Origin of the sequence: Geodermatophilus saharensis (genome assembly GCF_900188205.1) — a bacterium.
Taxonomy (GTDB): domain Bacteria; phylum Actinomycetota; class Actinomycetes; order Mycobacteriales; family Geodermatophilaceae; genus Geodermatophilus; species Geodermatophilus saharensis.
This window is the reverse complement of record NZ_FZOH01000002.1, coordinates 356,769-370,199: the sequence shown is the minus strand read 5'-3', so window position 1 is coordinate 370,199 and position 13,431 is coordinate 356,769. Positions and strand designations below refer to the sequence as shown.

General features: G+C 77.6%; 11 protein-coding genes and 1 riboswitch. Of the genes, 9 read left to right on the top strand and 2 right to left on the bottom strand.

Annotation, left to right across the window (positions count from 1 at the left end; all coding sequences use genetic code 11):
* Positions 1-16: 16 nt before the first annotated feature.
* Positions 17-1,906: a DEDD exonuclease domain-containing protein gene (locus CHC04_RS06010; protein ID WP_245817020.1), complete on the bottom strand. Its 1,890-nt coding sequence runs from the start codon at positions 1,904-1,906 to the stop codon at positions 17-19.
* A gap of 200 nt (positions 1,907-2,106) precedes the next feature.
* On the opposite strand from CHC04_RS06010, the gene CHC04_RS06005 reads away from it, so the two are divergent.
* From CHC04_RS06005 to CHC04_RS05985, 5 genes are all read left to right on the top strand, one after another.
* The gene (locus CHC04_RS06005; protein ID WP_089402971.1) at positions 2,107-3,846 is read left to right on the top strand and encodes a D-alanyl-D-alanine carboxypeptidase family protein; all 1,740 of its coding nucleotides are present in this window, start codon (positions 2,107-2,109) and stop codon (positions 3,844-3,846) included.
* A 106-nt stretch (positions 3,847-3,952) separates the two neighbouring features.
* On the top strand, positions 3,953-4,246 hold the full coding sequence (locus CHC04_RS06000) for a hypothetical protein (RefSeq protein WP_089402970.1): 294 nt from the start codon (positions 3,953-3,955) through the stop codon (positions 4,244-4,246).
* A 159-nt stretch (positions 4,247-4,405) separates the two neighbouring features.
* A riboswitch (cyclic di-AMP (ydaO/yuaA leader) is annotated at positions 4,406-4,584 on the top strand.
* Between the two features lie 16 nt (positions 4,585-4,600).
* Positions 4,601-5,839, top strand: coding sequence for a C40 family peptidase (locus tag CHC04_RS25185; protein ID WP_281252193.1), 1,239 nt, complete (start codon positions 4,601-4,603; stop codon positions 5,837-5,839).
* Between the two features lie 168 nt (positions 5,840-6,007).
* Positions 6,008-7,291 carry a M48 family metalloprotease gene (locus tag CHC04_RS05990; protein ID WP_089402969.1) on the top strand — a complete coding sequence of 428 codons (1,284 nt, stop codon included), beginning with the start codon at positions 6,008-6,010 and terminating at the stop codon, positions 7,289-7,291.
* A complete protein-coding gene (locus tag CHC04_RS05985; protein WP_089402968.1) occupies positions 7,288-8,412 on the top strand; it encodes a glycosyltransferase family 4 protein in 1,125 nt (374 codons plus the stop codon). The genes CHC04_RS05990 and CHC04_RS05985 overlap by 4 nt, the downstream gene beginning before the upstream one ends.
* A 69-nt stretch (positions 8,413-8,481) precedes the next feature.
* On the opposite strand, the gene CHC04_RS05980 is transcribed toward CHC04_RS05985, so the two are convergent.
* Entirely contained in the window at positions 8,482-10,275 is a 1,794-nt protein-coding gene (locus CHC04_RS05980; protein ID WP_217897194.1) for an AMP-dependent synthetase/ligase, read from the bottom strand.
* Positions 10,276-10,428: 153 nt separating this feature from the next.
* Here CHC04_RS05980 and CHC04_RS05975 point away from each other — a divergent pair, with 153 nt between their 5' ends.
* The 4 genes from CHC04_RS05975 to CHC04_RS05960 are packed head-to-tail and all read left to right on the top strand — an operon-like array spanning position 10,429 to position 13,410.
* The gene (locus CHC04_RS05975) at positions 10,429-10,860 is read left to right on the top strand and encodes an SRPBCC family protein (protein ID WP_089402967.1); all 432 of its coding nucleotides are present in this window, start codon (positions 10,429-10,431) and stop codon (positions 10,858-10,860) included.
* Between the two features lie 4 nt (positions 10,861-10,864).
* Positions 10,865-12,076 (top strand): ArsA family ATPase, encoded by a 1,212-nt coding sequence (locus CHC04_RS05970; protein ID WP_089402966.1) that lies wholly within the window; start codon positions 10,865-10,867, stop codon positions 12,074-12,076.
* On the top strand, positions 12,073-12,429 hold the full coding sequence (locus CHC04_RS05965) for a hypothetical protein (protein ID WP_089402965.1): 357 nt from the start codon (positions 12,073-12,075) through the stop codon (positions 12,427-12,429). Before CHC04_RS05970 ends, CHC04_RS05965 begins: the two co-directional genes overlap by 4 nt.
* A gap of 27 nt (positions 12,430-12,456) precedes the next feature.
* Positions 12,457-13,410, top strand: coding sequence for an ROK family glucokinase (locus CHC04_RS05960; protein ID WP_089402964.1), 954 nt, complete (start codon positions 12,457-12,459; stop codon positions 13,408-13,410).
* The last annotated feature ends 21 nt before the right edge of the window (positions 13,411-13,431 follow it).

Here is a 13,431-nt window from a genome sequence, read left to right as displayed (position 1 = left end):
GGGCCGTTCCCGCACGTCATCCCGGGCCGCCGGTGGCCGATGCGGCGGCGACGATGCGCTCGGGGCGGGCGCGGGTGCCGAGCTGACGGTCGTCGGCGAAGGGGTCGCGCAGCGCCCGGCCGGCGTCGACCCGCGCGAGGAAGCCGCTGAACCCGCCGGTGCCCGGCGCCGCGCAGGCCAGGGTGCCCTCCACCTCGACCAGCCGGGAGCCGGGCTTCTCCATCCAGCGCAGCACCAGCTCGGTCTCGTCGACCGAGGCGGCCAGCTCACCGTCGGCGCCGGGGACGGTCTCGGCGGTGGCCCGCAGGACGGCCAGGGTGTCGCGCACCGACGTCCCCCGCGGGGCGCAGCCGGCCGACACCAGCCGGCCGCGGCGCACCACCGTCAGGTGCCAGCCGCCGTCGCCGTCGGGCCGGGCCAGGACGAACTCGGGGACGGCGGCCAGCGTCTGCAGCCGCTGCCGGCGGCGGACCGCCCGCACCAGGACCGCCACCCGGTCGCGCAGCACCGCGGCGTCCTCGTAGCGCTCCTCGGCGGCGAGCCGGTCGACGCGGGCGAGCAGCGGCTCGACCAGCGCCCGCGGGTCGCCGGCCACCGCGCCGCGCAGCACCTCGGCGACCTCCGCGTACTCCTCGACCGACTGCGCGCCGGTGCACGGCGCGCCGCAGCGGCCCATCCCCGACAGCGCGCAGGCGCCGGTGCGCACCCGCGGGGACAGGCGGGCGGTGCACTGCCGCAGCGGCAGGGACTCGTGGATGGCCGCCATCGCCATGTCGGCGGCCCGCCGGTCGGCGAAGGGGCCGAGGAAGACGCCGGCCCCGGGCCCCACCCGGCGCACCGCCGACAGCCGGGGGAAGGGCTCCTCGGTGAGCCGCAGCCACAGCGCGCGCTCGGGGAAGCGCGAGCGGCGGTTGTAGCGCGGTTTGTGCTCGGCGATCAGCCGCAGCTCCCGGACGGCGGCCTCGAGGTCGTGCGCGCAGGGGACGGCGTCGACCCGCTGGGCCAGCGCCACCATCTCGGTCATCCGGCTGCGCTGCTCCCCGGAGGTGAAGTAGCTGCGGACCCGGGTGCGCAGGTCGTTGCTCGTGCCCACGTACAGCGGCTCGTCGCGCGGGCCGCGGAAGACGTACACCCCCGGCCCGGAGGGCACCGCGTCGGCCAGGTGCCGCTTGCGGCGCCGCTCCGGGTCGACCTGGCGGGTCAGGCCGGTGAGCTCCTCCAGCGAGGTCACCCCGAGCGGGCCGAGCCGCTCGAACAGGCCGTGCAGGACGTCGACGGTGGCGCGGGCGTCGTCGAGGGCGCGGTGGCACGGCGCGGTGGAGGCGGAGAAGTACGGCGCGAGGGTGGCCAGCTTGCAGTTGGGCACCTCGTCGCGGGAGAGCAGCCGACGGGCGAGGACGGCGGTGTCGACCGAGGTGACCGCGGGCCAGACGGTGCCGGTCTGCTCGCAGGCGGCCCGGAGGAAGCCGAGGTCGAACGGCGCGTTGTGGGCCACCAGGACGGCGCCGCGGGCGAACTCGAGGAAGGCCGGCAGCACCGCCCCGATGCGCGGGGCGGTGGCCACCATCGCCGTCGTGATGCCGGTCAGCACGCTGATGTAGGGCGGCACCTCGCAGCCGGGGTCGACCAGCGTCTGGAACTCCCCGAGCACCTCACCGCCACGCACCTTCACCGCACCGATCTCGGTGATCGCGCAGTCCTTCGGCGACCCCCCGGTGGTCTCGAGGTCGACCACGACGAACGTGACGCCGGCCAGCGGGGTGCCGAGCTCGTCGATGGTGGTCTGCACGGGCGGCAGCGGCTCGTGCGGGGCCGGGCCGGAGCGGGGGAGCGGGCGGTCGCCGTGGGCGGGTGCCTGTGCGTGTCGCGGCGACCGGGACCCGGCGCCGTCGGCGGGGAAGAGCACGGCGGGACGGTAGGCCGGGGGTCGGACAGTCCCGGGGAGGAGGGGGCCGCCGGCGGCCGTTCCCGGGCGACGCGCCGGGCGACGCGCCGGGCGGCCGGACCGGGGGGAGGAGCGGCGCGCGGAACGCTTGCGGGACGACGGCGGCGCGGACGACGATCCCCGGGCGGACCGCACGGTCCGGTCTCGCGGGGGGTGGTGCGGTGCGCCTGTGGTCCCGGTCGCGCACGCTGCGCCGGGCCGCGCCGCTGGCGCTGGTGACCGCGGCGGTGCTGGTGGCGCTGCCGCTCGCCGGGCCGGCCGCGGCGACCCCCAGCGACCAGCCCGGCGGCACCAGCGGCGTCCTCGACAGCGAGGCCCTCGACCGGCTGCAGCAGCGGGCCGCCGAGGTGCAGGCCGACCTGCGGCAGCGGCAGACCGAGGTCGCGGCCGCGCAGCAGGCGCTGGCCGACGCGCAGGCCGACGTCGACGCCGCCCGGGCCGCGGTGACCGCCGCCGAGGAGGAGCTGGCGCGCCACCAGGACGACGTCGCGCGGTACGCCTCGGCGGCCTACCGCGACGGCGGCACGCTCTCTCCGCTGAGCGTCCTGCTCTCCGGCGGCGACCCCGGCGACCTCGCCGCCGCGCTGGGCTACCTGGACGCCGTCGACGACCACGCCGCCGCGGTGGTCACCGCCGCGGAGCGCCAGCGCCGGACCGCCGTCGCCGAGCAGGCCACCGCCGACGCCGCCCTCGCCGAGGCGCAGCAGCGGACCGACGCGCTCGGCGCCCAGGTCCGCGACCTCGAGGCCGCCGCGGACGCGGTCACCGGTGAGCTCGACGCCGCGCTGAGCGACGTCGACCGGCAGCTGTCGGACCTGCAGCAGCAGCAGCTCGACGTGAACCGGCAGACGGCGGCCAACTGGCGCGCCTACCTCGACCAGCTCGCCGCGGCGGGGGTGGCCCCGCCGCCGGCGGCGGACCTGCTCGACCCCGCGGGCGCGCTGCCGCCCGGGCTGGTGCCGGTCGGGTCCGCGGCGGGGGCCGCCCAGCGCGGTGCGGCGCAGTTCCCCCGGGAGCCGACGTCGCTGCTCGTGCTGCCGGCGGAGACGGTCGCCGCCGTGACCGCGGCCATGGACGCCCTGGGGCGGCCCTACGCCCCCGGGACGGCCGGCCCGGACTCGTGGGACTGCGGCTCGCTGGTCTCGACGGTCTACGGCCGGGCCGGCGTTCCCCTGCCCGCCGACCAGGCCGGGCTGTTCGCCGTCACCGTGCCGGTCGACCTCGCCGACGTCCTGCCCGGCGACCTGGTGTTCCTCGGGACGCCGGAGTCCGGTCTCGGTCACGTCGGCATCGCCCTGGACCGCGACACGATGCTGGCCGCCGACGCGCGGGCCGGCGCGGTCGTCGTCCGCCGGCTGCCGGCCGACGAGGTGCTGCACGTCGGGCGGCCGAGCCTCGGCACGCGCCCGGAGGTGCCCGCCCCCGGGCCGTCGGACGGCGCGCTGCGCGTCGAGTGCGGCAACACCGTGTACCCGCCGAGCTCCGTCGAGGGCCGGTCGTGGGGCGGGTACCCCAACGGCCTGATCCCGCCGAGCGCGCTGTGCCCGCTGGGGGTCGGCGGGCACTCCCTGCGCTGCGACGCCGCGGCGGCCTACCGGGCGATGAGCGGGGCGTTCGCGGCGCAGTTCGGCGAGCCGATCTGCATCACCGACTCCTACCGCACCTACGCCGGCCAGGTCCGGCTCTACGGCGAGAAGCCGGCCCTGGCCGCGGTCCCGGGCACCAGCAACCACGGCTGGGGGCTGGCGGTCGACCTGTGCGGGGGCATCCAGACCTTCGGCACCGCGCAGTACGCGTGGATGGTGGCCAACGCCGGCCGGTTCGGCTGGCTGCACCCCACCTGGGCCGACCCCGGCAACGGCCGCGAGGAGCCCTGGCACTGGGAGTACGCGGGCAGCTGACCGGGACTGTCGGTGGCCGTCCCTAGCGTGCGCGACGACCGACAGGCAGACCCGTCCCGGCCGCGACCCGTTCCCCGGGGCGGCCGGGGCACCGGAGGGACAGGCCATGCTCATCGACTGCGACAGCTGCACCGCGCGCGGCACCGGGTGTGCCGACTGCGTCGTCACCGTCCTGCTGGGCGCGCCACCGGCGCGGCGGGCCACTGCGCCGGTGTTCCTGCCGGTCCCGCCCGTCCCCGCCGCCGAGGACGCCGTCGTCGCGCGAGCGGGTGTGGTGGTGGACCTCGACGACGTCGAGCGGCGTGCGGTGCGGGCGCTGGCCGAGGGCGGCCTGGTGCCTCCGCTGCGTCACCGTCCGGCCGGCGGGGGACGTCCCGACGGGCGGCGCCGCACCGGCTGAGCCGCAGGTGGACACCGGGCGGGGTACACACCGGAGTGGCGTCGTGGCTCACTGTGCGTGTTCTCACAAACCGCAGGGGGCCCGTTTGTCACGACCTCACCACGTCCGTAGTGTGGCCGCGGCCGGCCGGGTGGTCGTCACCTCACGTGAGGTGACCTCGGCTGGAGACCGCCGAGTCACCGGACGCCGCCTGCGGGTGCGCGCGAGGTGAGCCGGGGACCCACCGCAGCACTGGGGTGAGTTCTCGCGTGCACCGGTTCACCGGGGCACGCGGATAGGGCACGTCTTCCCAGCCCGAACCCGTCAGCTAACTCGGTAGGCGGTTGCTGAGGAAGAAACGGAGAGCCGCCGCCCGTGGCGACCCCCCGCCCCTCCCTGGGGCATGCCCGCGCACAGTCCACCTCCTCCGCACCCGCGACCGCCCGGATCGCCGGTCCGCACCGCCCCTCCCGCCACCGGCTCCTCGGCCGGGTCGCCCTCGCCGGCACCGCCGCCGCCCTGACCGTGGCCCTGCTGCCCGGCACCGCGGTCGCCGACCCCGAGCGGGCCACCACCTCCGAGCAGGCCGCCCAGCTCGCCGCCGACGCCGGCCGCCGGCTCGAGGCGGTCAGCGAGCGGGTCAACGAGGCCCGCGAGGTGCTCACCCGGCAGCAGGCCGCCGCCGAGGCCGCCGACCGCGCCCTCGCCGACGCGCAGGCGCAGCTGCAGGCCCTCGACGGGCAGATCCGCGAGGTCGCCCGCAGCGCCTACACCAGCAGCAACGACACCTTCGCGCAGCTGGACCTGCTGATGACCAGCGACTCCGCGGAGGAGTTCGTGAGCTCGCTGGCCACCCTCGACCGCATCGCCGGGCACACCACCGACGTCCTCGCCCGGGTCGGCGAGGCCGCCGCCGCCGCGCAGCAGGCCCAGCGCGACGCCGACACCGCCGAGGCCGAGGCCGAGGCGACGCTCGGCGACCTCACCGCCCAGGAGCAGCGGCTCGAGGACGACATCGCCGACTACCGGGCCCAGTTCGACGCCCTCACCGAGGCCGAGCGGCAGGCGGCCCTGGCCGCGCAGGCCGGCGCCGAGGCCGCGGCGGCCGAGGCGGCCGAGGCGGCCGCCTCAGCCGGTGCCCCCGCCGCCGCCGAGGCCCCGGCCGCGCCGGCCGGCGGGGCGCCCGCCGCGGCCGCTCCGGCCGCCGCGGCGCCGGCGGCCGCGGCTCCGGCGCCGTCGGTCTCCGCGGCCGGCGGGGGCAGCGGCGCCGCGCAGACGGCGGTGCAGACGGCGCTCGCGCAGGTCGGCGACCCCTACGTGTGGGGCGCCGGCGGGCCGGACGCGTTCGACTGCTCGGGACTGACCCAGTACGCCTATGCGGCGGCCGGGATCAGCCTCCCGCACTCCAGCAAGATGCAGTCGCAGATGGGCACCGCGGTCTCCCGCTCGGAGCTGCAGCCCGGTGACCTGATCTTCTACTACAGCCCGGTCAGCCACGTCTCGATGTACATCGGCAACGGGCAGATGGTGCACGCCTCCACCTCCGGCGTGCCGGTGAAGGTCGTCTCCGTCGACTCGATGGGCGGCATCACCGCCATGCGCCGCATCGCCTGACGAAGGACCACCTCCCACCTCGCGGTGGGACCCGGCCCCGCTGCAGGGTCCCACCGCGAGCGTGCGAGTGGTGGGGGGCAGGGGTCCTCCGTCCGCACGGGTCGCCGGCCCTCGTCGTCCCCGCAGGGCCCGGACGGGCGGGAGGCCCGCGCGCCTAGGATCGGCGGGGTGAGCTGGGCGGGCGGGTCGGGGACCCGCCGGGCGGCCCTGCTGGTCGCGGCCGTGCTGGGCGCGGCGTTCGTGGTCGTCGTCGCCGTCCGCACCCCCTGGGCGCCGCTGCCCACGCCGCCCGGGGGCGCGACGCCGCTCAGTGCCGACGCCGGCCTGCCGGTCGAGGCGGTGCGCCGGGCCGAGGCGTTCGTCGCCGCCCTCCGCCCCGCCTCGCTCACCGGCCTGGTCCTCGGGCTCGCCGTCTCCGCGGTGCTCGGTCTCACCCCTCTCGGCAGCCGCCTGGTCACGGCCGTGGGCCGCCTCGTCGGCCGCCGGTGGCCTCTCACGGTGCTCCTGGGCGCGGTCGTCCTGGTCGTCGTCGGCCGGCTGGTCACGCTGCCGCTGTCGGCCTACGGGGAGGTCGTGCGGCACCGCTACGGGCTGTCGACCCGGTCGTGGCCGCTGTGGCTGCGCGACGTCGCCCTCTCCACCGCCATCGACGCCGGCCTGACCGCACTCGCCCTGCTCGCCCTGGTGACCCTCGCCCGGCGGGCGCCGCGCACCTGGTGGGCGTGGGCCGCGGCCGGGGCGGCGGGCCTGGTGGTCGCCGGCTCCTTCCTGTACCCGGTGGTCATCGAGCCGGCGTTCAACCGGTTCGAGTCGCTGCCGGCGAGCCAGCTGCGGACCGACCTGCTGGAGCTGGCCGCCGACAGCGGCAACCCGGTCCAGGACGTCCTCGTCGCCGACGCCTCGCGCCGGACGACGTCGCTGAACGCCTACGTCTCCGGCTTCGGCTCCACCCGCCGCGTCGTCGTCTACGACACCCTGCTGGCCGAGGTGCCCGACGAGGAGATCAAGTCCATCGTCGCCCACGAGCTCGGGCACGTGGCCAACGACGACGTCCTCACCGGCACGCTGCTGGGCGCGCTCGGTGCCGCCGCGGCGGTGGCGCTGCTCGGGTGGCTGCTGTCCTGGACGCCACTGCTGCGCCGCGCCGGCGCGGGATCCGCGGCCGACCCGCGCGTGGTGCCGCTGGTGCTGCTGCTGAGCGCCGTCGGGTCGCTGGTGGCCACGCCGGTGCAGAACCTGGTGTCGCGCCACGTGGAGGCCCGCGCCGACCTGTACGCCCTCGACCTCACCGGCGACGCGGAGGCCTTCACCGGGGTGCAGCGGCGGCTGTCGGAGACCAACGTGTCCGACCCCAGCCCGCCGGCGCTGTGGCAGTGGTTCTTCGGCTCCCACCCGACGCCGGCGGAGCGGGTCGCGATGGCGCAGGACTGGCTGCGGCTGGGTGAGCGGTGAGCCGTACGCTCGTCGTCACCAACGACTTCCCGCCGCGGCAGGGCGGCATCCAGACCTTCGTCGCCGCGCTGCTGGAGCGCCGCCCGCCCGACTCCCTCGTGGTGCTCGCCTCCCGCTCGCCGGGCTGGGAGGCGCACGACGCGGGGCTGCCCTACCGGGTGGTCCGCCACCCGACGGGCATGCTCCTGCCCACGCCCGCCACCGCGCGCGCCGCCGCCGGGCTGGTCGCCGAGCACGGCTGCGACACCGCCTTCTTCGGTGCCGCCGCTCCGCTGGGTCTGCTCGCCCCCGGCCTGCGCGCGGCCGGGGTGCGGCACCTGGTGGGCGCCACGCACGGGCACGAGACGGGCTGGGTGGCGCTGCCCGGCGCCCGGCAGCTCCTGCAGCGGATCGCCGGCGGCCTGGACGTGCTGACCTACATCAGCGACTACACGCGCAGCCGCCTGGAGCCGGCCCTCGGCGGGCGCACCCGGCTCGCGCAGCTCTCACCCGGCGTCGACGTCGACCGGTTCGGCCCGGCCGCGGACGGGACCGCGGTGCGCCGCCGGTACGGGCTGGGGGAGGGGCCGGTGGTGGTCTGCGTGTCCCGGCTGGTGCGCCGCAAGGGGCAGGACGTGCTGGTGGCGGGGTGGCCGCGGGTGCTGCGGCGCCACCCGGGCGCCCGGCTGCTGCTGGTCGGCGGGGGACCCGACGAGACGCGGCTGCGCCGGGCGGTGACCGCCCGCGGGCTGCAGGCGTCGGTCGTGTTCACCGGCGCGGTGCCGACGGCGCAGCTGCCCGAGCACTACGCCGCCGGTGACGTGTTCGCGATGCCCTGCCGCACCCGCCGCGGCGGCCTCGACGTCGAGGGGCTGGGGATGGTGTACCTGGAGGCCGCGGCGTGCGGGCTGCCGGTGGTCGCGGGCACCTCCGGCGGGGCGCCGGAGGCGGTCCGCGAGGGCGAGACCGGCACGGTGGTCGGCGACCCGCGCTCGCCGGGGGCGGTGGCCGCCGCGGTCACCGCGCTGCTCGACGACCCCAGCCGGGCCCTGGCGATGGGCGCGGCCGGGCGGGCGTGGGTCGAGCGCCGCTGGTCCTGGACGACGATCGCCGCCGACTTCACCCGTCTGCTGGAGCCCTGAGGCCCGCGGCGGCCCCCGTGCAGGGGCCCGCCGCGAGCTCGCGAGCGGTGGGGGGCAAGGGGTCCTTGATCAGCGGGCGTAGAGGGCCTCGACCTCGGCGTCGAACTCCTTGACGACCACCGAGCGCTTGAGCTTGAGGCTCGGGGTCAGCATCCCGTTCTCCTCGGTGAAGTCCGTGGCCAGCACCCGGTACTTCTTGATGGCCTCGGCCTGCGAGACGGCCCGGTTCGCGTCGGCGACCGCGGCGTCGAGCTCGGCCCGGACATCGGGGTCGTCGACGAGCCGGGCGACCGGGGTGTCGGCCGGCTTGCCCTTGGACTCCAGCCACAGCGGCAGCGCCTCGGCGTCGAGGGTGATCAGTGCGGCGATGAAGGGCCGCTGGTCGCCGACGACGATGCACTGGCTGACCAGCCGGTGGGCGCGCAGCCGGTCCTCGAGGACCGCGGGGGCGACGTTCTTGCCGCCGGCGGTCACCAGGATCTCCTTCTTGCGCCCGGTGATGCGCAGGAACCCGTCGGCGTCGATCTCGCCGATGTCGCCGGTGTGGAACCAGCCCTCGCCGTCGATCGCCTCGGCGGTGGCCTGCTCGTTGCGCCAGTAGCCGCGCATGACCACGCCGCCGCGGATGAGGATCTCGCCGTCGTCGGCGATGCGGAAGGACACGCCCGGCAGCGGGCGCCCCACGGTGCCGATGCGCAGCGCGTCGTCGTGGTTGACCGACGCCGCCGCCGTGGTCTCGGTCAGGCCGTAGCCCTCGTAGACGGTCACGCCGATGCCGCGGAAGAAGTGCCCCAGGCGCTCGCCGAGCGGCGCGCCGCCGGAGATGGCGCCCTGGCAGCGGCCGCCGAGGGCGGCGCGCAGCTTGCCGTAGACGAGCCGGTCGAACAGCGCGTGCTGGATCCGCAGCCCGAGCCCGGCGCCGCCGGTGTCCTGGGCGCGGGACCACTCGACGGCGACCGTGGCCGCACGGTCGAAGATCCTGCCCTTGCCGTCGGCCTCCGCCTTGGCCTTCGCGGAGTTGTAGACCTTCTCGAAGACCCGCGGGACGGCGAGGACGAACGACGGCCGGAAGGCGCCGAGGTCCTCCAGCAGGTTCTTCACGTCCGGCGTGTGGCCGGTGACCGTGCGGGTCTTGACCGCGCCGACCTGCAGGACGCGGGCGAGCACGTGCGCGAGCGGGATGAACAGCAGCACCGAGCCGTCCTTCCCGAGGAACCGCTCGAGCAGGGTGATGCCGTTGTCGATCTCGAACAGGAAGTTGCCGTGGGTGAGCTCGCAGCCCTTGGGGCGGCCGGTGGTGCCCGAGGTGTAGATGAGCGTGGCCAGGCTGTCGGCGTCCAGCGTCGCGCGGCGGGCGGTGAGCTCGCTGTCGGGGACGGCGGCGCCGGCGGCGGTGAGGGTGGCGACGGCGTCGTCCTCGATGACGTAGAGCGGGCCGAGGTCGGGGGCCTGCTCGCGCACCGAGTCGACGGCGGCGGCGTGCTCGGCGCGCTCCACGACCGCTGCCACGGCGCCGGAGTCGGCGAGGATCCAGGCCACCTGGTCGGGGCTGGAGGTCTCGTAGACCGGGACGGTCACCGCCCCCGCCGTCCAGATCGCGAAGTCCAGCAGCGGCCACTCGTAGCGGGTCTTGGCCTGCAGGGCGACCCGGTCGCCGGGCTGCACGCCCGCGGCGACGAGGCCCTTGGCGACGCCGGCGACCTGCTCGCCGAACTCCCGCCAGGTGACGTCCTCCCACCGGCCGTTCCGCTGCACCCGCAGGCCGACGTCGTCGCCGTGCTTCTCGACGTTCTCCGTCAGCATGTCGGTCAGGGCGGCGCCGGGGCCCACCTCGGTCGTCGCCGGGACGCTGTACTCGCGCACGCTCGGTCCTTCCTGCCCGCTCGGCCAGGGCGCCGGTGCCCGCGGTCCGCGGCGGGACACGTCGCGGCGAATCTACCGGCTGGCCCTACCGGTGAGTAGCGGCGTGCCCGACGTCCACCCGGCGGGCGGAACTGCAGCGGCTAGCCTCAGCCCATGGCCGAGCAGTCCACCCAGTCGATCGTCGTCGCCGCCCCGGCGGCCGACGTCATGGCGGTGATCGCCGACTTCGAGGCCTATCCGCGGTGGGTGAGGGCGGCCCGCACCGTCGAGGTGGTCGAGCCCGGTCCCGGCGGACGCGCCCGCCGCGTGCGCTTCGTCATCGACGCCACCGTCCTCACCGACGAGTACGTCCTCGACTACACGTGGGACGACGACCGGCAGGTCTCCTGGAGCCTCGTCCAGAGCAAGATCATGAAGCGGCAGGACGGCTCGTACACGCTGACCGCGACCGACGGCGGGACCGAGGTCACCTACCGGCTCACCGTCGACATGGCGGTGCCGATGATCGGGATGCTCAAGCGGCGGGCGGAGAAGGTCATCCTCGACACCGCGCTCAAGGAGCTCAAGAAGCGCGTCGAGGGCTGAGCGCGTGCAGACCCTCCTGTTCACCGGGCCCGGCGGCGCCGGCACCACGACCGTCGCGGCGGCCGCCGCCGTCCGCGCCGCCCGGACCGGCCGGCGCGTGCTGCTGGTGAGCGCCGAGGAGCCCCCCGCCGGGACCGCCGACGACGGCGTCGAGGTGGTGCGGGCCGACCCGCGGTCCGGGCTGGAGCGGCTGTGGGCCGGGTGGAGCGGGCAGCTGGCCGCCGCCGTCCCCGACCTGGACCTGCCGCCGGCCACCTCGGTCGTGCCGCTGCCCGGCGCCGGGGAGCTCGCGCTGCTGGCCGCCCTCGGCCGCGCCGCCGGCTCGGGGGCCGACCTGGTGGTCCTCGACGCCGGGCCGCCGGCGGCGGCGACCGGGCTGGTCGCGCTGCCCGGCGCGCTGCGCTGGTGGCTGGAGCAGGCGCTGCCCACCCGGCTGCGGATGCTCGGCGCCGTGCGCACCGCCGCCGTCCGCGCCGGCACCGTGCGGCGGGGCGCCGTCGACGTCGCGCTCGACGGCGTCCCCGCGCTGGAGGACCTGCTCGGCCGGCTCGCCCTCGCCGACCCCGGCGCCACCGCCGTCCGGCTGGTCGCGGTGCCCCGGCCCGGCGCCGCTGCCGCGCTGCGCCGGGCGACCACGGCGCTGGCCGTGCACGGGCAGCGGCCGGTGGGCGTGCTCGCCCGGGTGCTCCCCGACCCGCCGGCGGGTGCCGGCGGCTGGTGGGCGGCGCGGGCCGCCGAGCAGGAGGCCGAGCTGGCCGCGCTCGCCGGGGTCGCGCCGCTGGAGACCGTCGCGGAGTCCCCGCGGGCACCGGCCGGCGCCGGGGCGCTGGCCGCGCTGCTGCCCGAGGTGCCGGTCCCGGCCGGTGCGCCGGCGGCCCCGCCGCTGCCGGCACCCGAGCGGGTGGAGGGCGGCTGGCGGCTGGCGCTGCCGCTGCCCTTCGCCGAGCGGGCCGACGTGACGCTGACCCGCTGGGCGGACGACCTGGTGGTGAGCGCCGCCGGCACCCGGCGGTCGCTGCGCCTGGACGCGCTGCTGCGCCGGTGCGTGGTCACCGCGGGCAGTCTCGCCGCCCCGGGTACGCCCGCGGCGCGGCTGGAGGTCGGGTTCGTGGCGGACCCGCAGCTGTGGCCGGCCGACCTGCTGGCGGCGGTCGCGGCGGACACGGGCGGGCACACGGGCGGGGAGACGGGCACGGACACTGGGGGGACGCCGTGAGCGAGACGACCGACTGGGTCGAGCAGGCGCGCCGGCTGGTCGCCGGCCTGGGGCAGGGCGGCCTCGGCGAGGGCGGTCTGGGGCGGGTGTGGGCGGAGGTCCGCGCGGACGGGCACCTCCCCGGCGGGGACTGCCGCTGGTGCCCGGTGTGCCAGTTCGCCGCGGTCGCCCGGCGGCCGGAGGTCACCGAGGCGCTCGCCGACGCGCTGGTCGGCGCCGCCACCGCGCTGCGGGCCCTGGCCGCGGCGGCGGCCGAGTCCGCCGCGCGCGAGGACGCCGCCGCGCCGCAGGAGGCGCCGGAGGAGCCGGTCGCGCCGCCGCCCGCGCCGGTCCAGCACATCGAGATCGGCTGAGCGACGTCGGGCGAGGAGGCGTCCGCGCTGCCGGCGCTGGGCGTCGACGTCGGTGGCACGAAGGTCGCCGGTGGCGTCGTGGCGCCCGACGGCACCGTGCTGGCCACCGCCCGCCGCTCGACGCCGACCGCGTCGGTGGAGGAGACCGAGACGGCGATCGCCGCGGTGGTCGAGGAGCTCGCCCTGTGGCACGGCGGGCAGCTGGCGGCCGTCGGCGTCGGGGCGGCGGGCTGGTTCGACCGCACCGGTGACGTCGTCCTGTTCAGCCCCCACCTGGCCTGGCGGCACTCCTCGCTGCGACGCGACCTCGCTGCCCGCCTGCAGCGGCCGGTGTGGGTGGGCAACGACGCCGACGCCGCGGCCTGGGCCGAGTACCGCTTCGGCGCCGCGCGGGGTGCCGACCTCGCGCTGTGCGTCACCCTCGGCACCGGCATCGGCGGCGGGATCGTCGCCGGCGGCCGGCTGCAGCGCGGCGCGCACGGGGTGGCGGGGGAGTGGGGGCACGTGCGGGTGGTCCCCGACGGGCGGCTGTGCGCCTGCGGCAACCGCGGCTGCTGGGAGCAGTACGCCAGCGGCACCGCGCTGGCCACCACCGCGCGCGAGGTGGCCACCCGCTCGCCGGCCGCGGCGGCACGGCTGCTCGACCGCGTCGACGGCGACGCGTCCCGGCTGACCGGGGAGGTCGTCGCCCGGGCCGCGGCCGACGGGGACCCGGTGGCGCTGGCCCTGGTCAGCGACGTCGGCGAGTGGCTCGGGCAGGGCATCGCCGACCTGGCGGCGGTCCTCGACCCCGACGTCGTCGTCATCGGCGGCGGGGTGAGCGTGCTCGGGGAGATGGTGCTGCGGCCGGCGCGCGAGCGGCTGGAGCGGGTGCTGCCCGGCCGCGGGTTCCGGCCGGTGCCGCGGGTGGTCGCCGCGGCGCTGGGCGCGCAGTCGGGGCTGGTCGGTGCCGCCGACCTCGCCCGCGAGATGGCCGCCTGAGAAGGGCATCGGTTCCGGCTG

What these genes read in the sequence shown, in the direction of transcription:
- CHC04_RS06000 (WP_089402970.1), top strand. Translation starts at nt 3,953, where the DNA reads ATGCTCATCGACTGCGACAGCTGCACCGCGCGCGGCACCGGGTGTGCC.
- CHC04_RS05975 (WP_089402967.1), top strand. Translation starts at nt 10,429, where the DNA reads ATGGCCGAGCAGTCCACCCAGTCGATCGTCGTCGCCGCCCCGGCGGCC.